This is a genomic window from Blastococcus aggregatus, from assembly GCF_900221005.1.
GTDB lineage: Bacteria > Actinomycetota > Actinomycetes > Mycobacteriales > Geodermatophilaceae > Blastococcus > Blastococcus aggregatus.
Map to the genome: position 1 here is coordinate 528,230 of NZ_OBQI01000003.1, position 19,530 is coordinate 547,759.

Below are 19,530 nucleotides of genomic sequence, written 5' to 3' on the forward strand. Positions count from 1 at the left end.
GACCGAGATGCCCGCCGGCACGACGACGGCGGCCGTCGGACGGCGCCCCCGCTGCGCACGCACCCCGTGGCGCGCGCTCGGAGTCTGGACCATGCTGTGAGCTGCGTCACTAGATGTCGTCGCGGCATCACCGACGGTGCGTCCGCACAGCACGACGGCCCGGGCGAAGATCTCGCCCGGGCCGTCGTTGCTGTGCGGTTGGATCAGTCGGTCACCCAGACGTGGGCCCACATGGTGTCGGCGTTCGCCGCACCGGTGCCCTTGGTGGTGCTGTCGGGGAACGTCCAGCCGTCGATGTTCTTCACGGCGTCGCGACCGGCCAGGACGGTGAGCGTGCCACCGACGTAGGTGTGGATGGCCTCCTCGTTCAGGACCAGCCCGATCTCCTCGATCGCCGCCTTGCGCTCGTCGATGTCACGGGTGGCCTTGAGGTTCTCCAGCTGCTCGTCGATCCGCGGGTCCTGGTAGGCGCTCATGTTGAGCGGACCCTCGGTGAAGGCGCCGTCCAGGAGGACGTAGGGGTCGCCGTCACCACCCACACGGGTGCAGCCCGTCTCGTAGTCCCGGCCCAGCATCCGCTGGATCCAGGCCGCCTGCTCCAGCTGCTCGATCTCCACCTCGGCACCGATACCGCTCCAGAACGACTGGATCAGCTGCGCCAGCTCGTTGAGGCTCGGGTCCGGCGGGCAGCGGAACGTGAACGACAAGGGCGTGCCGACCGGCTTGCCGTCCGAGCGGTCCGGGTCGTTGATGTACTCCTCGTACAGCTCCTGGGCCTTCTCGACGTCGTACTCCGGGTAGGCGTCGGCCACCTTCTCCGACCAGTACGGGCTGTCCTCGCTGAAGAACTGGGTCTGCGCGGGGGTGATGCCGGCGCCGCCCAGCGTGGCGATCAGCGACTCCTGGTCCAGCGCGTGCGCCAGCGCCCGGCGGACTCGGACGTCGTCGAACGGCGCGATGCTGGTGTTCAGCGTCGTCGCACCGGCGTTGCTGCCCAGGTTCTCGTAGTTGCTGATGCCGTCGAGTTCGCGGGCGCGGACGACGGTGCTCTGCCGCAGCGACTGCATGACGTCGATGTCACCGCTCTGCAGCGAGGCCAGGCGGGTGTCCTCGTCCGGGATCGGCCGGAAGGTGATCTCGTCGAGGTGCGGGAGGCCCGGCTGCCAGTAGTCGGGGTTCTTCTTCACGACCAGCCGGCTGTCGCGCTGCCAGCTCTCGAACACGAAGGGACCGGTGCCCACCGGGTTCGCGCCGGCATCCGGGCCGGCGGCGGCGGCGGCGGTCGGCGAGAACGGCCAGCCGGCGGCGGTGATCAGCGCGTCGGGGAATGAGGCGTTGGTCGCCGCCAGGTTGTAGACGACGGTGTACTCGTCGACGACGTCCATCGACTCCACCTCGGCCAGCGAGGCGGCCAGCCGCGACGTCGGCGCCTTGAGGTAGTCGTCGAAGACCGTCTTCAGCGCCTCGGCGTTGAGCGGGGTGCCGTCGTGGAAGTTGATGCCCTCGCGCAGCGTCAGCGTGTACTCGGTGAGGTCCTCGTTGGCCTCGAGGGACTCGGCGAGGTAGGGCTGCACGGAGCCGTCCTCCGCCCGCTGCATCAGCGGGTCGTAGATCGCGTGCGCGATCGTCAGCCCCGGCTGGTTGAACGTTCCCTCGCTCGGCAGCCAGCTGTTGGTCTCGGCCTCCAGGCCGATGGTGATCGAGCCGCCCTCGACCGGATCGCCGGCCTCGCCGCCGTCGCTCTGCGCGCCGGGCTCGACGCCTCCGTTCCCGTCACCGTCTCCACCGCCGCAGGCGGCGGTGCCCAGCAGGACACCCACCAGCCCTGCAGCGGCGAGTGCCCGTGTCCACGGGCCTCTCGACGGGCGCCGAAGTCCTCGCATGTGTTTTCTCCCCGAACGTGTGCGTGCCGACGCGACGACGGACGGCCGCATGGCCGTCCGTCAGCGCGCGCGCTCCGTGAGCGCGGTCGGAGTGTGCACTACGTCGGTGAGCCACGTCACTAGTTGTTGTCGCTCTATCACGATCGGATGCGCCGCGCGGTGGCCCGGGAGGGTCTCCCCCGGGCCACCGAGCGGCGCTCAGATCAGTCGGCCAGCCAGACGAACCCCCACATGGTCGTGGCGCCCGGCACCCCGTCACCCTTCGTGCCGTCCGGGAACTCCCAGCCGTCGACGTTCTTGACCGCCTCCTGCACGGCGACATCGGTGAGCGTGTAACCGGTGAAGACGTTCGGCACGTTCTCGCTGATGTCCATGCTGATGTCCGCCACCGCCGCCTTGCGCTCGTCGAGGTCAGCGGTGGTCCGCAGCGTCTCCAGCCCCTCGTCGATCGTCGGGCTGGTGTACCCGGTGAAGTTGAGCGGACCGGGCGTGAACGCGTTCTTCAGCGTGATGTACGGATCCGCCTCGTCGCCGACCCGCCAGCACTGCACCTCGTAGTCCTTCGCCAGCCCGTTCTGGATGTGGGCCGCCTGCTCCACCGTGTTGAGCTTGACGTCCATGCCCAGCGCGCTCCAGAACGACTGGTAGAGCTGGGAGAGCTCGTTGAGGCTCGGGTCGGGCGGGCAGTTGTAGGTGAAGGAGATGTCGGTCCCGACCGGCTGGCCGTCGGAGCGCTGCGGGTCGTTGATGTACTCGTCGTAGAGCTCCTGTGCCTTCTCCACGTCGTAGGTCGGGAAGGCGTCGGCGGCCTCCTCGGAGTAGAACGGGCTGTCCGGGCTGAAGTACTGGGTGGCCTCCGGGGTCAGCCCGGTGCCGCCGATCACGTCGATGAGCGCCGGCTGGTCCATGCCGTACGCCATCGCCTGCCGCACCCGCAGGTCGTCGAACGGCGCCTTGGTGGTGTTGAAGATCGAGCCACCACTGTTGTTGCCCAGGTACTCGTAGTTGTCCACCCCGTCGATGTCGCGGGCCCGGCTGACCGTGCCCTGCCGCAGGGTCTGCATGGCGTCGATGTCACCGCTCTGCAGGCTCGCCAGCCGGGTGTCCTCGTCCGGGATCGGCCGGAAGGTGACCTTGTCCAGGTGGGGCAGCCCCTCCTGCCAGTAGTTGTCGTTCTTCTCCACGACCAGGTTGCTGTCCCGCTGCCAGCTGACGAACGTGAAGGGACCGGTCCCCACCGGGTTGGCACCGGCGTCCTCGCCGAACTCCTCCGCCGCGGTGGGCGAGAACGGCCAGCCCGCCGCGCCGGTCAGCACGGACGGGAACGCGGCGTTGGTCTTGTTGAGGGTGTACGTCACCGCGAGGTCGTCCACGACGTCCAGAGAGGTGACGTCCGCCAGCGAGTTCTTCACGTTCGACGTCGGTGCCATCAGGTACTTGTCGAAGATCGTCTTGAGCGCCTCACCGTTGAGCGGGGTGCCGTCGTGGAACTGCACGTCCGGCCGCAGCGTGAGCGTCCAGGCGGTGAAGTCCTCGTTGGGCTCCATCGACTCGGCGAGGTACGGCTTGATCTCACCGTCCTCCGTCCGCTTCATCAGCGGGTCGTAGATGGCGTAGGCGACAGTGGTGCCGGCGTTGGCGCCCCCGTACTCCCCCGGTAGCCAACTGTTGGTCTCGGCCTCCAGGCCGACCGTGATCTCGCCGCCCTCGACCGGCTCACCCTGCTCCGAGATCCCACCCCCGCCCGCCGAGGACGGGTCGCTCCCCTCGGAGTCGTCGCCACCCCCGCAGGCGGCCGTCCCCAGCAGCAGACCCACGAGGCCCGCGGCAGCGAGCGTGCGCCCCCACGGCCCTCCCCTCAGACGCCGATGTCCTCGCATGTGCACCCTCTCGACCCTGTCGCACGGTCCGGCGGGAGCCGCTTCGGTCCCCGCCGGGCACGCTCCTGGAGCGCGCCCGTCGGAGTGTTGCGCACAACGTGATCCGCGTCACTACAATCGGTCACAGTTACCCAACCGAGACCTTGGGCGACGACGGGCCGGGGAACGCACGACGGCCCGGGCGTCGTGCTCGCCCGGGCCGTCGTGAGGTGCTGCCGATCAGGTCAGTCGGTGACCCAGACGTGGCCCCACATGATCTGCGACGAGGCCGCGCCGTTGCCCGGCGTGCCCTCGGGGAAGGTCCAGCCGTCCAGGTTCTTCACCGCGTCGCGGGTGGCCATGACGGTCAGCGTGCCTCCGCTGAAGGTGTTGGGGACCTGCTCGTTCAGGACCTCACCGATGGCCTCGACGGCGGCCTTGCGGGCCTCCGTGTCGACCGTGGTCTTGAGGACGTCGAGCTGCTCGTCGATCTCCGGGCTCTGGAACGCCGTCATGTTCAGCGGACCCTCGGTGAAGGCCTGCGAGAACACGATGTAGGGGTCGCGGTCCGCGCCCACACGGGTGCAGCCCATCTCGTAGTCACGGGCGAGCATGTCCTGGATCCAGGCGGCCTGCTCGGTCTGCTGCAGCGTGACCTCGGCACCCAGCGCGTTGAAGAACGCCTGGTAGAGCTGCGAGAGCTCGTTGAGGCTCGGGTCCGGCGGGCACTGGAAGGTGAAGGAGATGGGCGAACCCACGGCCTTGCCGTCCGAGCGCTCCGGGTCCTCGACGTAGGAGTCGTAGAGCTCCTGCGCCTTCGCCATGTCGTACGTCGGGTAGGACTCCTCGAGCGCCTCCGAGTAGTACGGGCTGTCGGGGCTGAAGAACTGCGTCTGCTTCGGGGTCACGCCCGAACCACCGAGCACCTCGATGAGCGCGTCCTGGTCCATGGCGTACGCCATGGCCTGACGGACGCGGACGTCGTCGAACGGCGCCTTGCTGGTGTTCATCGTCGTACCGCCGGAGTTGCTGCCGAGGTACTCGAAGTTGCTCACGCCGTCGAGGTCGCGGGCGCGCACGACGGTGCTCTGCCGGAGCGACTGCATGACGTCGATGTCACCGCTCTGCAGGGACGCCAGGCGGGTGTCCTCGTCGGGGATCGGCCGGAACACGATCTCGTCGAGGTAGGGCTTGCCCTCCTGCCAGTAGTTCGCGTTCTTCTTGACGACCAGCCGGCTGTCGCGCTGCCAGCTCTCGAACACGAACGGGCCGGTGCCGACCGGGTTCGCACCGGCGTCGGCACCCGCCGCAGCAGCGGCGGTCGGCGAGAACGGCCAGCCGGCAGCGGTGACGAGCTCGTCCGGGAACGCCGCGTTCGGCTCGGTGAGCTGGTAGGTGACGGTGAGGTCGTCGACGACGTCCAGCGAGGACACCTCGGCGAGGCTCGCGGCCACCCGGGAACCGGGGACCTTGAGGTAGTCGTCGAAGATCGTCTTCAGCGCCTGCGCGTCCAGCGCGGTGCCGTCGTGGAACTGCACCTCGGGGCGGAGCTTCAGCGTCCACGCGGTGAGCTCGGCGTTGGGCTCCATCGACTCGGCCAGGTAGGGCTCGACGGCGCCGTCCGCGGTGCGCTGCATCAGCGGGTCGTAGATCGCGTAGGCGACGTTCGTCCCGGGCTGGTTGAACGTGCCCTCGCTCGGCAGCCAGCTGTTGGTCTCGGCCTCGAGCCCGACGGTGATCGAACCGCCGGTGACCGGGTCGCCGGCCTCGCCGACGTCGGAGACCGCGCCGGCCTCGGCGTCCCCGTTGCTGTCCTCGTCCCCGCTGCCGCAGGCTGCGCTGCCCAGCAGGAGACCCACGAGGCCCGCGGAGACGAGGGCCCGCTTCCACGGCCCTCTCATCGGGCGCCGGTGTTGCTGCATGTCTTTACTCCTCGACCACGTGTGCGTGTCACCGCGACGGCGAGCCGGGAGGCAGGCGCGTCGGGGCGCGGGCGCGCGAAGCGCCTGGTCGAAGTGTCCCTGGGAGTGTGCGGAGAGTCATTGGGCGGCTCGCCACCGTCACGGACGGTTACCCCCGGCGGTCCGCACAGCGGGGTCGGTGTGCTAATCCGCGCACGCCAGGGCGGCCCGGGCGAGGTTCCGCCCGGACCGCCGTGGTGTGTCAGGCGGTTACTCGGTCGTCCAGACGTGGCCCCACATGGCCGTGGCGTCGGGCGTGCCGTTGCCCTCGGCGCCGTCAGGGAAGACCCAGCCGTCGACGTTCTTCACGACGTCCCGCACCGCGATGACCGTCAGCGTGCCGCCGGTGTACGTGACGGGCACCTGCTCGGCCAGCACCATGCTGATCGCCTCGGCGGCGGCCTTGCGCTCCTCGACGTCCGTCGTGGTGCGCATGATCGCCAGGTTCTCGTCGATCACCGGGTCGGTGAACTTGGTGACGTTCGGGATGCCGGGGGTGAAGGACCGGAAGAACACGTAGTACGGGTCACGGGCGGCGCCGTGCCGGGTGCACCCGGCGTCGTAGTCCCCGGCGATGACCTGCTGGGTGTAGGCCGACTGCTCCACCTGCTCCAGCTCGACCTGCATGCCCAGCGCGTTCCAGAACGACTGGTACAGCTGGGAGAGCTCGTTCAGGCTCGGGTCCGGCGGGCAGGTGTAGGTGAAGGAGATGTCCTCGCCGACCGCCTTGCCGTCGCTGCGCGCCGGGTCGTTCTTGTACTCGTCGTACAGCTTCTGGGCCTCCTCGGGGTCGTTCGTCGGCCACTCGTCGGCGACCTTCTCCGAGTAGTACGGGTCGTTGGGTCCGAAGAACTGGGTGGACGGCGGGGTGAGCCCGGTGCCACCCAGGACCTCGATGAGCGCGTCCTGGTCCAGGGCGAGGGCCATGGCCTTGCGCACCCGCAGGTCGTCGAACGGCGCCTTGCCGGTGTTGATGTTCGAACCACCGGTGTTGTTGCCGAGGAACTCGTAGTTGTCCACGCCGTCGACCTCGCGGGCCCGCGCCACCGTGCTCTGCCGCAGCGACTGCAGGGCGTCGATGTCACCGCTCTGCAGGCTCGCCAGTCGGGTGTCCTCGTCGGGGATCGGCCGGAAGGTGATCTTGTCGAGGTGCGGCAGCCCCGGCTGCCAGTAGTTCTCGTTCTTCTCGACGATCAGCTGGCTGTCCCGCTGCCAGCTGACGAACTTGAAGGGACCGGTGCCGACGGGGTTCGAGCCGGCCTCCTCGCCGAACTGCGCTGCAGCCGTGGGCGAGAAGGGCCAGCCGGCCGGGTCGGTGAGCAGGTCGGGGAAGGCCGCGTTCGGCGCCTTCAACGTGTAGGTGACCGTGAGCTCGTCGACGACGTCCAGGGACGTCACGTCGGCGAGGTCGGCCGCGAGCCTGGACCCGGGCGCCTTGAGGTAGGTGTCCCAGATGGTCTTCAGGGCCTCGCCGTTCAGCGGCGTGCCGTCGTGGAACTGCACGTCCGGGCGCAGCGTGAGCGTCCAGACCGTGAGGTCCTCGTTCGGCTCCATCGACTCGGCCAGGTAGGGCTCGGGAGAGCCTTCGGAGGTCCGCTTCATCAGCGGGTCGTAGATGGCGTAGGCGACGTTGTAACCGGGGTTGCCGAAGTTGGCCGTTCCGGGCAACCAGCTGTTGGTCTCGGCCTCCAGGCCCACGGTGATCTCGCCACCGTCGACCGGGTCACCGGCGTCCGAGGCGTCGACGACCGCGCCCTCCTCGCCGCTGCCGCTGTCCCCACCGTCAGAACCGCAGGCCGCTGTCGCCATGAGCAGCCCGACGATCCCTGCGGAAGCGACGGCCCGTCCTGTCCGGCGCCACCGTCCCGCCCAGTGCGAATGTCCGCGCAATGTGTCCACCCCTCGACGTGTTACCTGCCGGCACGGCGGACGGCCCGGAACGGGCCGGCCCCAGTGCGTGAGCGCTCTTCGCGCTGGGCGAAGTGTCCTCCATCACAGTGAGGGGCGTCACTAGTCGTGCTGCCACTGTCACGAGGGGTTCCGTTATGCGGACCGCACAACGGGCCTCAGGAGCTGCCGGCGTCGCCCAGCACGGACGGGTCCAGCAGGCGGAGCGCCTCGACCGCGACGAACAGCCGCGCCACGCTGCGCGGATCCTCCAGCGACTGGCCGCTCAGCTGCTCGAGGCGGGCCAGGCGGTTGCGCACCGTGTTCCGGTGGCAGAAGAGCAGCCGGCCGGTCTCGGTCGAGTTGCCGTTGGTCGCCAGCCAGGTGGCCAGCGTGGCGAGCAGGGTCTGCTGCTCGACGTCGGGCAGCTCCATCACCGCGCCGAGGAGCAGGCGGGAGACCTCCGTGGAGGTCTCGACCGACGACGCGAGCAGCGCGGCCACCGGATCGTCGTCGATGGCCGTCACCCCGACCGCCCCCGCCGGGAGGCAGCGGCGGGCCACCATGGCCCGCGCCACCGCCGCGGAGGTCTGGAGCGCGTCGTCGTAGGAGCGGCTCAGCCCGACCCGGCCGGTCGCCAGGGCGCCGAGCAGCTCGCGGATGGAGGTGACGGTCCGCCACTCCCCGATCGCGACGATGCCCACCGTGCCGTCGGCGGTCGTCCGCCAGGCGGAGCGCACACCGTGGCCGGCCAGGAACTCCTCGACGCCGGGCAACGCGGGCGCGCCGGCCGCCACCGGCTCCGCCGAGACCGCCACGTAGGGGCCCTCCTCGGGCAGCCCGAGCCGGACGAGACTTCCGCCGAGCCGGGACCACTCCCCCAGCCGCCCGTCCACCAGGGCGTCGAGCAGGACGCGCCGCCGCTCGCGGTCCGCGTCCAGCAGTGCGGTCAGCCCGGCATCGTGACCGCGGGCGAGCGCGCCGGCCTGCTCGTCGAGCACCGCCCAGAGAGCGACCGACTCCTGCAGGCAGGCGGCCATCTCCTCGGCCGGGCGTGCGGCAGCGCGCTCTGCGACCGCACGCCACACGGCCGCCGTCACCGAGCGGAGACCGCGCAGCGCGACGGCCAGCGGCACGTTCTGCTCGGCGCGACGCCGCCCCAGCGCCACGACCTCGGTGGCGGAGGCATCCGCCGACGGGGTCTCGCCGGCGAGTCGGCCCAGGGTGGCGTCGAGCAGCACGCCCACCTCGGCGAGCAGCACGACGGCGTCGAGCCGCCGGTACGCCTTCTCCGCCGTCCGGAGCTGCTGGACCACCTCCGCCGCGAGCGCGTCGAGGCCGCCGTCCAGCAGTTCCGCGGCGACCTCGCCGAGCACCGACGTCCGCCCCGCGCCCCCGTCACCGGGACGGCAGGGCGGGCACGTCCGCGCCTGGTCGGGCTGGAACGGCTCGGGCACTGCGCCTCCGGTGGTCTGCGCCCGACGGGCGGGCGAGCGCGGCGATGTCCCCCCGAGTGTTCCGGACGGCGTTCGCTGCGCCGGTGCTGGTGTGGTCGTCGAGCAGAACAATTAGTTAGAGCCTTGCACTTTTCCAGGGGAGCACTAGGTTCGGGAGACCCGAGCGCCCGAAGGAGTGCGTATGGCTACCGAGACCACCACGGCCGAGCAACTGGACACCCCGAGTCAGGTCCGCAGCGCCGTCAAGGCTTTCATCGACGAGCACTGGGATCCCTCCGCATCCCTCAAGGACTGGCTGGGCGTCCTGGCTGACTCCGGCTGGGCGGTGCCGCAGTGGCCCGCGCAGTGGTTCGGCAAGGGTCTGACCAACGACCTGGCCGCCGTCGCCTACGACGAGTTCAAGAAGATCAACGCCGTCGGGCCGCCGCCGGGCCTGTCCCGCATGCTCGCCGCGCCGACGATCATCTCGCACGGCACCGACGAGCAGCGGTCCGCCTACGTCCGGCGGATCCTGGTCGGCGAGGACGCCTGGTGCCAGCTGTTCAGCGAGCCGGGTGCGGGTTCCGACCTCGCCGCGCTGCAGACGCGCGCCGAGCTGGACGGTGACGAGTACGTCGTCAACGGCCAGAAGGTGTGGACCTCGGGTGCCATGGGCTCGGACGTGGGCATGCTCATCGCCCGCACCGACCCCGACGCCGTCAAGCACGCCGGCATCACGTACTTCGCCATCGAGATGGACCAGCCGGGCATCGAGGTGCGCCCGCTGCGCCAGATCACCGGCGAGGCGCACTTCGCCGAGGTCTTCCTCACCGACGCCCGCGTCAGCGCCGACAACATCATCGGTGGCCTGAACAACGGCTGGAACGTGGCCCGGACGACGCTGGCCAACGAGCGCGTCGGCCTCGGCGGTGGCGGGTCCCTCGGGTTCCCGCTGTCGGCTCCCGGCGGTCGCCGCTCGGCGAAGCTCCTCGAGCAGTCCGTCGGGGAGTTCGTCGACTCGCAGAAGCGCGCGGCCACCGGCGGTCGCGTGCCGGCCATGATGATGGTCCGCAACGGCGAGGCGCTGGCCAAGATGGCCAAGTCCATGGGCCGCGACCAGGACCCGTCCGTGCGGCAGGGCATCGCCCGGGTGCACGCGCTGACCTCGCTCAACCGCTGGAACACGCTCCGTGCGCGTGCCGCGGTCGAGGCCGGCGGCCGCCCCGGCCCCGAGGCGTCGCTGGGCAAGCTGATGGTCTCGCGCATCACCCGCATGTCGCGCGACGTCGGCATGGAGATCGCCGGCCCCTCGGGGATGCTCGCCGGCGAGGATGGTCCGCTCAACGGCGCGCTCGCCCTGCAGTTCCTCGGTGCGCCCGCGCCCTCGATCTACGGCGGGTCCGACGAGGTCCAGCACAACATCATCGGTGAGCGGGTGCTGGGTCTCCCCCGCGAGCCCGACGCGTCGAAGGACGTCCCGTTCCGCTCGCTGCGGACGGGCACCCAGTCGCAGTAGGCACACCGCACCAGCACGGAGGCCCGTGGCCCGCCCTCTCGGGGGTGGACCACGGGCCTCCGTGCGTTCCGGGCCTCCGTGCGTTCCGGGCCTCCGTGCGTTCCGGGGCCGGACCGCCCGGGCCTCGCCGGCTCAGGTGTCGGCGGCGTCGCTGGCGGCCTGCGGCCGCCCGCCGAACACGTCGGCGGCCACCTCGCGGCGGGCCTCGGCGAGCCACGTGTGCTGCTCGTCGGCCTGGTCGATCAGCCGCTCGAAGAGATCGGCGTCGATCCGGGTGTCCACTTCCGCGACCTCCCGCAGGGTCTCGAAGCCCGCGCGCTTGGCGAGGACCGCGGTGGCGATGAACTCGAACTCGATGACGTCGCTCAGCGGCGAGCGGGAGAGCAGCCGGCCGTTGAGCTTGGCGCGCGACAGCTTCTCGCCGACCCAGGTCGCCAGCTGCTTGTACTGGCGGACCGGCACGCCCAGTGCGGCCATCGTCGTGCGCAGGCCGGCGCGCTCCTCGCGCAGCTCGTCGAGCAGTTGCTCGAGCGGCTGCTCGTACGGGGTGCCGCGCCAGCGGCCGATCATCCGGCTGACCAGCTCGATGCCGCCGGTCGCGGCGGCCAGGTGGTCGTTGCAGTAGACGCCGAGCAGCTCGGGGTGGCGCGGGGCTGCCCCGGTGGACGACTCGGGCACGGTGCCTCCTGACGACGACGGACTCCGGGCCATTGTGGCCGTCTCCGGGCTCCCCCGCTCGGCGTGGCGGCCGGTCAGGCGGGCGGCAGGAGCTCGCCAGGTCGGTCAGCGACCCCCGACGCGGGCCAGGTCCGCGGCCCCGTGTCGCCGGGGTTCATCCCGCTGCCCGCCCGAGCAGCCGGGCGGCGGCCGGGCGCAGCTCGCGCTCCAGCTCCCAGAGCCCCGCGGCCAGCCGCTGGCCGACCGCCTGCCGCGAGATGCCCAGCGCGGCGGCGGCCTCCGCCTGCGTCCGCCCCTCCTCGACCAGGCCGATGGCCTCCCACGCCTGCGGGCTGCGCCGCTCGACGAGGGCGGCCAGGGCGCTCAGCACCGCTTGCGCGTCCTCGGCGTCGGTCACGGCGGCCCCGCGCACCGCGACGCGTGCCGACCGCTGCTTGGCCGCCTCGACCGCGCGTCTCGCCGCGAGGAAGGCGGCCCCCGAGGCGGCCCGGGTGCTGGCCGGCAGGGGGGTCTGCACCGGACCGGCGCCGACGCCGACGCTCCAGGCGCCCTCGCGCAGCAGGTCCAGGACGACGCCGACGACGACGGCGGGGTCGTCGAGCAGGCCCTGGAACTCGTCGCCGGCGGTCCGTTCGAACGGCAGCAGTACGTCCGCGCCCTGCAGCCCCAGCAAGGCCTCATCGACACGGTCGGGACCACGTCGACTCGCTCGCTGGTCGACAGTCAGGACGAAGGGCACGCAACGAACCTAGATCGCTGCGGGATCCGACCGTCCCGATGCGGGGTCCTCACGTCCGGGCAGCCCATACGACCCCCGCCGCCGCAGCGGCCCACAAGAGGCTGGCCAAGGTCCCGATCATGAAGCGAGGACCGGCTACGGGCTTCTTCAGATCCTCCTGTCGCCCCCAGCTCTTCAGCAACAGCAGAGCCGCTACCCCCTCGGGCCAGGAGAAGCACAAGCATGCGTAGGTGACGAGGCGCTCCATCGGACCCAGCCATGCTGCGCCGACGAGTTCTCCTTGGTGCGCCATGCCGACTTCGGCGTGCGGCCAGGACGTATCTGCGAGTCGAAGTACGGACGTCGCGACGACCGCGCCACCGACCGTCGCGGCGATGCCGGCCGCGCTCACGACTCCCACGAGCGTGACTCGCGACAGCTCCTCGGCCCATACGGCCGCGAGAGCCGCCAGCCCCATGGCGACGACCATGACCGCGATGACAGCCGATTCCTGGACGACACATCCCCAGCGGCTCGTGCAGCGGCTCCTGTACTGGGCGAAGGACCGGAAGAAGAGCAACAAGGGCAGGACGGCAATGGCGACCGACGCCGAGAAGAGCACCGGAGGATGCTAGCGAGCAAGCCTCAGAGCTTGTCGACGACGTCTGGCGGGAAGCCGCCCGTGGCGATCGGCCCCCAGCCCGTCGGCGTGATCCGCAGCAGCGACTTGCCCTGCCGGACCATCGCCGCGCGGTACTCGTCCCAGTCCGGGTGCTCCCCGCTGATGGCGCGGTAGTAGTCGACCAGCGGCTCCAGCGCCTCGGGCAGGTCGAGCACCTCGGCCTCGCCGTCGACCTGGACCCAGGGCCCGTCGAAGTCGTCGGACAGCACGCACAGCGACACCGTCGACGTCCGGCGGGCGTTGGCGACCTTCGCCCGCTGCGGATAGGTGGAGACGACGATGCGCCCCTCGCCGTCCACCCCGCAGGTCACGGGCGAGAGCTGCACCCCCGCCTCGCGGCGCCGGGTCAGCAGCACCGCCTTGTGGCGGGGTCGGAGGAACTCCAGGAGGGCATCGCGGTCGACACGGTCGGCAGTGGCGGTCCTCGGCATGACCCGACGCTACGACGCGGGTGTGACGAACGCCGTCCGGCCGGTCGGGACGGGCCGCGTGTGCTGTGATCACTGCCATGAGGTTGCGTCTGCCCACTCTCAAGTTCGCGCCTCGAGGCGACTCCGCCCCGGTCGGGACCGCGACCGAGCCGCCGCGTCCCCATCCGCACTCGTCGGGGGTCACGGCCGCGCCGGTCACCGACGCCGTCACCGGTGCGCCGGAGACCCAGGCGCCAGCCCCGGACCACGGCCGCGGCGCACGCCTGCAGGCCGCGTCACGCGTCCTGGCCACCGCCGCCGCGCAGTTCCTGCTCATCGCGGCCGCGCTCGTCCTCCTCGGGTACGTGCTGGGCAAGCTCTGGGTGATCCTGCTGCCGGTCGTCCTCGGCCTGCTCATCGCCACGGTGCTCTGGCCGCCCGTGCGATTCCTGCGCAGGCACGGCTGGCCGCCGGCGCTGGCGGCCGGCCTCGTGGTCATCGTCTTCCTCGGCGCGTTCGGCGGGCTCATCGCCGCGATCGCCCCGTCGGTCGCCGACCAGGTCGTGGAACTGGCCGACCAGGCGACCGCCGGTCTGCAGGACGTGCAGGAGTGGCTGACCGGCCCGCCGTTCAACCTGGGCGAGGACCAGCTCGGGGACGCCGTCGACTCCGCGATCAACTCGATCCAGGGCAACGCGCAGAACATCGCGGGCTACGCGGTGACCGGGGTCTCCGCCGTCGGCAACGGGCTGATCAACCTGGTCCTGGCGCTCGTCCTCTGCTTCTTCTTCCTCAAGGACGGCACCCGCTGGGTCCCGTGGCTGGCCGCGCAGACGGGCCCGCGGGCGGGCCGGCACGTGGCCGCGCTGTCGAACAAGACCTGGTCGACCCTGTCGGAGTTCATCCGCCAGCAGGCGCTGGTCGGCTTCATCGACGCGTTCTTCATCGGCATCGGCCTGTGGATCTTCGATGTGCCGCTGATCCTGCCGCTGGCCGTGCTGACCTTCTTCGGCGCCTTCATCCCGATCATCGGTGCCTTCGTCGCCGGCGCGTTCGCCGTCCTCATCGCCCTCGTCGACGAGGGCCTCACCACCGCCCTGATCATCTTCGGCATCGTGCTGCTGGTGCAGCAGATCGAGGGCAACGTGCTGCAGCCGATCATCCAGGGGCGCGGGTTCAACCTGCACGCCGGCGTGGTGATCCTGGCGGTCACCGCGGGCAGCAGCCTCTCCGGGATCATCGGCGCCTTCCTCGCCGTCCCGGTGACCGCGCTCATCGCCGTCGTCTACCGGTACGTCCGTGACGAGCTGGACGGGCGACATCCCGAGGTCACCGGCGACGGCACGCGTGCCAGGCTCGAGGGCGATCAGCACGGCACGCAGCTGCAGGACGAGCCGGCGCCGCCGGACGCCGAGATCCCGACCGGGTCCGCCACCTCCGCCTGACCCCCGTGGGGAGGCGTCCCGGGAATGTGCCGGGGCGCCGCAGGGCTGCACCAGCAAGCCGTCGTTTTCCGTCGAGAGGACCACCCGTGACCCAGCGACCCGAGGACCTCGTCGAGCTCCTCCCCGGGGCGGATCGCTTCCTCGCCCGCGAGGAGGCGGTGGCCGGTGACCCGGCCCGCCGCCAGGGGCTGGTGCTCGTGCACGACGTCGCCGGCGACTTCGACGCCGCCTCCGCGGGCGCGATGGCCGGCTCGCACCTGCTCGCGGGGCTGCCGCACGAGGTGATCGCCCGCTTCGACGCCGACGCGCTGGTGGACTACCGGGCCCACCGGCCACGGATCACCTTCAGCGGCGACCGCTACGAGACCTTCCTGGCACCGCAGATCCAGCTCTACGCCGTCGAGGACGACGCGGGGACGCCGTTCCTGCTGCTGCACGGCGCGGAGCCGGACTACCAGTGGGAGCGCTTCGTCGCCGCCGTCATCCAGCTCGTCGAGCGGCTCGGGGTCACCTCGGTGCTCGCGCTGCAGGCCATCCCCATGCCCGTGCCGCACACCCGGCCGGTCACCGTCACCGCGCACGCCACGCGCCGCGCGCTGATCGCGCAGTACCCCGTCTACTGGGGCGAGATGCGGATCCCGGGCAGCGTCGCCGCGCTCCTGGAGATCCGGCTCGGCGAGGCCGGCGTCGACGCGCTCGGGGTGGCTGCGCACGTGCCGCACTACCTCTCCCAGGCCACGTACCCGGCCGCCTCGCTCACGCTCGTGGAGCACCTGGAGCAGCTCACCGGGCTGCACGTGCCGACCGAGTCGCTGCGCGAGGCCGCCGAGGCCCACCGCACGGAGGTCGACGAGCAGATCGCCCGGTCGACGGAGAACACCGCGGTCGTGGCGGCCCTCGAGCAGCAGTACGACGCCTTCACCACCGCCCGCGAGAACAGCGACCTGCTGAGCACCGAGGGCGCGGTGCCGACGGCGGAGGAGATCGGCGCGGAGTTCGAGCGGTTCCTGGCCGACCAGGACCGCAAGCACCCCCGTGGCGGCGAGTGACCCGGCCCTGGACGACTCCGGGCTGACCGACCGGGTATCCGGCCGGTTCGACGACCTCGTCGCCGGTTCCGCCCTCGCCTTCCCGCGCGCGGACCGGGTGCTGGTCGCCCGCGAACCGGCCGAGGTGGCTCCTCTCCTCGCCGAGGTCGAGCGGGCGACCGCCGGCGGGGCGTGGGCCTTCGGCTACCTGGCGTACGAGGCCGCGGTCGGCCTCGACCCGGGCCTCGCGGTCCCGCGCCGGCCCCCGGGCGAGACGCTGCCCCTGGCGGTCTTCGGGCTGACCGGCGAGGTGACCACTCCCCCGCCGATCGGTCCTCCGCCGGGCCGGGCGCGCGACTACACGGCGGGCCCCTGGCGGCGCGGCTGGACGCCGGAGGGCCACCGGGACGCCGTCGGCCCCGTCCGGGCCTCGATCGCCGCCGGGGACGCCTACCAGCTGAACCTGACGGTGCGGATGCACGCTCCGGTGACCGGCGACCTCGAGCAGCTCTACGCCGATCTGGCCCACCGGCAGCGCGGCTCCTGGGCGGCCTACCTCGATGTCGGCAGCCACGTCGTCGTCAGCGCCAGCCCCGAGCTCTTCCTCGACTGGACCGGCGACCTGCTGCGCACCCGCCCGATGAAGGGCACCGCGCGCCGGGGCGCCACGCCCGCCGAGGACGACGTCGCGCGCCGGGCGCTGCTGGCCAGCGACAAGGAGCGCGCCGAGAACCTGATGATCGTCGACCTGCTGCGCAACGACCTGGGCCGGATCGCCGAGGTGGGCAGCGTCGAGGTGCCCACGCTGTTCCGCGCCGAGCGCTACGAGACGGTCTGGCAGCTCACCTCCGACGTCACCGCGCGGCCCCGGCCGGACGTCGGGCTGGTCGAGGTGTTCCGCGCCCTGTTCCCCTCGGGCTCGGTGACCGGCGCCCCGAAGCAGCGGGCGATGGAGCTGATCCGGGAGCTCGAGCCCGAGCCACGCGGGGTCTACTGCGGCGCGATCGGCGTGGTCGCGCCGCCCGGGCAGGCCTTCCGCGCCCGCTTCTCGGTGGCGATCCGGACCGTCACCGTGGAGCGGGCCACCGGGATCGCCGTCTACGGCACCGGCGGGGGCATCACCTGGGCCTCGGACGCCGCCGCCGAGCACGACGAACTGCTGGCGAAGGCCGCGATCCTCACCGAGCCCTACGAGGAGTTCGCGCTGCTGGAGACGATGGCCCGGACGCCCGGCGGCGGGCTGCGCAACCTGGAGCGGCACCTGGCCCGGCTGGCCGGCTCCGCCACCTGGGCCGGCTTCCCGCTCGACCTCGCCGTCGCCCGCCGACGCCTGGCCGAGGTGGCCGCCGAACCGGGCCCGGCGCGCGTGCGCCTCGTCCTGCGACGCGGCGGTGAGCTGGAGGTCCAGACCGGGCCGCCGCCGGTGCCGGCCACCGGTCCCGTGCGGCTGGCCGTCGACGACGTCCCCGTGGACGCCGACGACGTCTGGCTGCGGCACAAGACGACCCGGCGGACCGTGTACGGAGAGCGGGCGGCCCGGTGGCCCGACGCCGACGACGTCGTCCTCGTCTCCTCCCGCGGCGAGGTGACCGAGACGACCATCGCGAATCTGGCCGTCCGCCTCGACGGGCGCTGGTGGACCCCGCCGGTCTCGGCCGGATGCCTGCCCGGCGTCGAGCGCGGCCGGCTGGTCGACGAGGGCGTGCTGCACGAGCGCCGGCTCACCCCGGCGGACCTGACCGCGGCCGAGGGCCTCGCCGTCGTCAACTCCCTGCGCGGCTGGAGGAGTGCGGAACTGCTGTAACGGCAACAGGCCGCGACCGGATCCCGGTCGCGGCCTGCCGCGGTGTGCGGTGCTGCCTACGTCGCGAGGACGTCCCGCTCGTTCGGCACGCAGTGGGTCATGACCAGGCCGGTCACGTCCCGCGGGCCGTTCTTGCCGAGGTTGGCCGCGCGCTGCAGCTCGGCCTCGGTGAGGGTCTGCGTCTGCAGCGGCGCCAGGCCGCGGACGTCGTCGGCGGAGATGCCGATGCCGTCGCCGACGCGCTGGCCGAGCTCGTCCTCGGCCATGAACAGGTGCCAGATCATCCGCTCCTGGATCGGCCGGTCGCACTGGGAGAGGCCGTCGATCAGGTTGGCGACCAGCTCGTCCTTCTCCCACTGCTCCGACAGCAGGTAGCGCTGGCCGGCCTGCGTGTAGTCGTCGGTGCGCGGGATCCGCTTGCGGGTGACCCGGCCGGTGATGACCGGCCCCTGCTCGTCGTGCGTCGGGTACTCGGCCTCGCGGAGCCCGCCGGTGATCGAGGGCTCGTAGTTCACGTGCGGGTTCTGGCCCGGGGCGAGGTCGACGCCGTAGGACATCTGCCCGTCGCGCTGGTTGGTGTGGACCTTCGCGTTCTTGGCCGAGTTCACCGGCAGCTGGAGGTAGTTCGGGCCGACGCGGTAGCGCTGGGTGTCGGAGTAGGAGAACGTCCGGCCGACGAGCATCTTGTCGTCGGAGAAGTCCAGCCCGTCGACCAGCACGCCGGTGCCGAAGGCGATCTGCTCGCTCTCGTCGAAGAAGTTCTCCGGGGCGCGGTTCAGCGTCATCGTGCCGACCTTGCGCAGCGGGAAGTCGTTCTCCGGCCACGTCTTGGTGTCGTCGAGCGGGTCGAAGTCGAGCTCGGGGTGCTCGTCGTCGCTCATGATCTGCACGTGCAGGTCCCAGGACGGGTACTCGCCGCGCTCGATGGCCTCGTAGAGGTCCTTCGTGTGGACGCCCAGGTCCTTGCCCTGGGCGATCTCGGCATCCTCCGCGGTCCAGGACTTCACGGCCTGCTGGGGCAGCCAGTGGTACTTGACCAGCACGGTCTCGCCCTGGGCGTTGACCCACTTGTAGGTGTTGACGCCGAAGCCCTGCATGTTCCGGTAGCTGGCGGGGATGCCGCGCGGGCCGAGGACGAGGGTGATCATGTGCATCGCCTCGGGCGACTGCGACCAGAAGTCGAAGACCCGGTTGGCGACCTGCCGGTCGAAGTTCACCGGGTCCGGCTTCTGCGAGTGGATGAAGTCGGGGAACTTGATCGCGTCCCGGATGAAGAAGACACCGAGGTTGTTGCCGACGAGGTCCCAGTTGCCGTCCTCGGTGTAGAACTTCACCGCGAAGCCGCGCGGGTCGCGCGCCGCCTCGGAGGAGTCCCGGCCACCGGCCACGGTGGAGAAGCGCAGGGCGACCTCGGTCTCCTTGCCCTTCTCCTGGAAGAGCTTGGCGCGGGTGTACCTGCTGATGGGCTCGTCGCCGACGGTGCCGTCGGCGACGAAGACGCCGAACGCGGTGGCGCCACGGGCGTGCACGACGCGCTCCGGGATGCGCTCCCGGTCGAAGTGGCTGATCTTCTCGAGGAACTGGTAGTTCTCCAGGGTGGCCGGGCCGCGTGCGCCCACCGTCCGCTGGTTCTGGTTGTCGTAGACCGGGTGGCCCTGACGGTTGGTCAGGACGGCGCGGTCGGCCTCGCTCGGAGCCGGTCCCTGCGATGCGACATCGGTCATGTGGATGCTCCTCCTACTGTTTCGGACTCTTCTGCTGCCTGTCCGTGGCAGCGGCGACACAGCCCCCAGAACACGACCTCGGCCTCGTCGACGACGAAGCCGGCCGTGTCCGAGGGGCTCAGGCACGGGGCGGCGCCGACGGCGCAGTCGACGTCGGCGACCGCGCCGCACGAACGGCAGACCAGGTGGTGGTGGTTGTCGCCCACCCGCAACTCGAAGAGCGCGGGCGCGCCGGCGGGCTCGATCCGCCGGGCGAGCCCCACGGAGACCAGGGCCTCGAGCACGCCGTACACGGTCTGGGGGGACAGCGTCGGGTGCTGGGCCCGGGCGCCGGTGACGATCGTGTCGGCATCGGCGTGGGGGTGTGCGGAGAGGACGTCGAGCACCGACAGCCGGGGCCGGGTGACGCGCAGCCCCGCCTCCCGCAGCCGGTGCGTCCAGGTCGTCTCCATCGGGTCCCACTCAACCCCCTTGTTTTGAACGAGTCAAATCAAGGGTG

At 71.5% G+C, this 19,530-nt stretch carries 15 protein-coding genes; 4 read left to right on the forward strand and 11 right to left on the reverse strand.

Features of this window, described 5'->3' with window-relative positions; all coding sequences use genetic code 11:
• Positions 1-203: 203 nt before the first annotated feature.
• The 5 genes from CRP29_RS12320 to CRP29_RS12340 form a co-directional block, all read right to left on the reverse strand.
• Positions 204-1,820, reverse strand: a complete 1,617-nt coding sequence (locus CRP29_RS12320; protein ID WP_101541091.1) for an ABC transporter substrate-binding protein — start codon at positions 1,818-1,820, stop codon at positions 204-206.
• 266 nt (positions 1,821-2,086) lie between these two features.
• The gene (locus tag CRP29_RS12325) at positions 2,087-3,700 is read right to left on the reverse strand and encodes an ABC transporter substrate-binding protein (protein ID WP_176522940.1); all 1,614 of its coding nucleotides are present in this window, start codon (positions 3,698-3,700) and stop codon (positions 2,087-2,089) included.
• 287 nt (positions 3,701-3,987) lie between these two features.
• Positions 3,988-5,664: an ABC transporter substrate-binding protein gene (locus tag CRP29_RS12330; RefSeq protein WP_101541092.1), complete on the reverse strand. Its 1,677-nt coding sequence runs from the start codon at positions 5,662-5,664 to the stop codon at positions 3,988-3,990.
• 249 nt (positions 5,665-5,913) lie between these two features.
• The gene (locus CRP29_RS12335) at positions 5,914-7,512 is read right to left on the reverse strand and encodes an ABC transporter substrate-binding protein (protein WP_097195317.1); all 1,599 of its coding nucleotides are present in this window, start codon (positions 7,510-7,512) and stop codon (positions 5,914-5,916) included.
• A gap of 257 nt (positions 7,513-7,769) precedes the next feature.
• Positions 7,770-9,047 carry a PucR family transcriptional regulator gene (locus CRP29_RS12340; protein WP_141437120.1) on the reverse strand — a complete coding sequence of 426 codons (1,278 nt, stop codon included), beginning with the start codon at positions 9,045-9,047 and terminating at the stop codon, positions 7,770-7,772.
• 181 nt (positions 9,048-9,228) lie between these two features.
• Here CRP29_RS12340 and CRP29_RS12345 point away from each other — a divergent pair, with 181 nt between their 5' ends.
• Complete coding sequence (locus CRP29_RS12345; RefSeq protein WP_097195319.1) at positions 9,229-10,542, forward strand: acyl-CoA dehydrogenase family protein; 1,314 nt, start codon at positions 9,229-9,231, stop codon at positions 10,540-10,542.
• Positions 10,543-10,674: 132 nt separating this feature from the next.
• On the opposite strand, the gene CRP29_RS12350 is transcribed toward CRP29_RS12345, so the two are convergent.
• From CRP29_RS12350 to CRP29_RS12365, 4 genes are all read right to left on the reverse strand, one after another.
• Positions 10,675-11,220, reverse strand: a complete 546-nt coding sequence (locus CRP29_RS12350) for a hypothetical protein (RefSeq protein WP_097195320.1) — start codon at positions 11,218-11,220, stop codon at positions 10,675-10,677.
• Between the two features lie 154 nt (positions 11,221-11,374).
• On the reverse strand, positions 11,375-11,959 hold the full coding sequence (locus CRP29_RS12355; RefSeq protein WP_097195321.1) for an RNA polymerase sigma factor: 585 nt from the start codon (positions 11,957-11,959) through the stop codon (positions 11,375-11,377).
• Positions 11,960-12,008: 49 nt separating this feature from the next.
• The gene (locus tag CRP29_RS12360; RefSeq protein ID WP_097195322.1) at positions 12,009-12,560 is read right to left on the reverse strand and encodes a hypothetical protein; all 552 of its coding nucleotides are present in this window, start codon (positions 12,558-12,560) and stop codon (positions 12,009-12,011) included.
• Between the two features lie 23 nt (positions 12,561-12,583).
• Positions 12,584-13,051, reverse strand: coding sequence for a PPOX class F420-dependent oxidoreductase (locus CRP29_RS12365; RefSeq protein WP_097195323.1), 468 nt, complete (start codon positions 13,049-13,051; stop codon positions 12,584-12,586).
• 77 nt (positions 13,052-13,128) lie between these two features.
• On the opposite strand from CRP29_RS12365, the gene CRP29_RS12370 reads away from it, so the two are divergent.
• The 3 genes from CRP29_RS12370 to pabB all read left to right on the forward strand — a co-directional run bounded on the left by CRP29_RS12370 (position 13,129) and on the right by pabB (position 17,307).
• Positions 13,129-14,475, forward strand: coding sequence for an AI-2E family transporter (locus CRP29_RS12370; protein ID WP_097195324.1), 1,347 nt, complete (start codon positions 13,129-13,131; stop codon positions 14,473-14,475).
• 86 nt (positions 14,476-14,561) lie between these two features.
• Positions 14,562-15,524: a proteasome assembly chaperone family protein gene (locus tag CRP29_RS12375; RefSeq protein WP_097195325.1), complete on the forward strand. Its 963-nt coding sequence runs from the start codon at positions 14,562-14,564 to the stop codon at positions 15,522-15,524.
• Positions 15,511-17,307 carry an aminodeoxychorismate synthase component I gene (gene pabB / locus CRP29_RS12380; protein ID WP_245852756.1) on the forward strand — a complete coding sequence of 599 codons (1,797 nt, stop codon included), beginning with the start codon at positions 15,511-15,513 and terminating at the stop codon, positions 17,305-17,307. The genes CRP29_RS12375 and pabB overlap by 14 nt, the downstream gene beginning before the upstream one ends.
• 56 nt (positions 17,308-17,363) lie before the next feature.
• On the opposite strand, the gene CRP29_RS12385 is transcribed toward pabB, so the two are convergent.
• Together CRP29_RS12385 and CRP29_RS12390 are read right to left on the reverse strand one after the other, a co-directional pair.
• Entirely contained in the window at positions 17,364-19,031 is a 1,668-nt protein-coding gene (locus CRP29_RS12385; RefSeq protein WP_097195326.1) for a catalase, read from the reverse strand.
• The gene (locus CRP29_RS12390) at positions 19,028-19,483 is read right to left on the reverse strand and encodes a Fur family transcriptional regulator (RefSeq protein WP_097195327.1); all 456 of its coding nucleotides are present in this window, start codon (positions 19,481-19,483) and stop codon (positions 19,028-19,030) included. Before CRP29_RS12390 ends, CRP29_RS12385 begins: the two co-directional genes overlap by 4 nt.
• Between the last annotated feature and the right edge of the window lie 47 nt (positions 19,484-19,530).

Bases quoted from the DNA above. Each gene is read 5' to 3' on its own strand.
- CRP29_RS12330 (WP_101541092.1), bottom strand. From the start codon at position 5,664: ATGCAGCAACACCGGCGCCCGATGAGAGGGCCGTGGAAGCGGGCCCTC.
- CRP29_RS12335 (WP_097195317.1), bottom strand. From the start codon at position 7,512: ATGGCGACAGCGGCCTGCGGTTCTGACGGTGGGGACAGCGGCAGCGGC.
- CRP29_RS12345 (WP_097195319.1), top strand. From the start codon at position 9,229: ATGGCTACCGAGACCACCACGGCCGAGCAACTGGACACCCCGAGTCAG.
- CRP29_RS12365 (WP_097195323.1), bottom strand. From the start codon at position 13,051: ATGCCGAGGACCGCCACTGCCGACCGTGTCGACCGCGATGCCCTCCTG.
- CRP29_RS12370 (WP_097195324.1), top strand. From the start codon at position 13,129: ATGAGGTTGCGTCTGCCCACTCTCAAGTTCGCGCCTCGAGGCGACTCC.
- CRP29_RS12385 (WP_097195326.1), bottom strand. From the start codon at position 19,031: ATGACCGATGTCGCATCGCAGGGACCGGCTCCGAGCGAGGCCGACCGC.
- CRP29_RS12390 (WP_097195327.1), bottom strand. From the start codon at position 19,483: ATGGAGACGACCTGGACGCACCGGCTGCGGGAGGCGGGGCTGCGCGTC.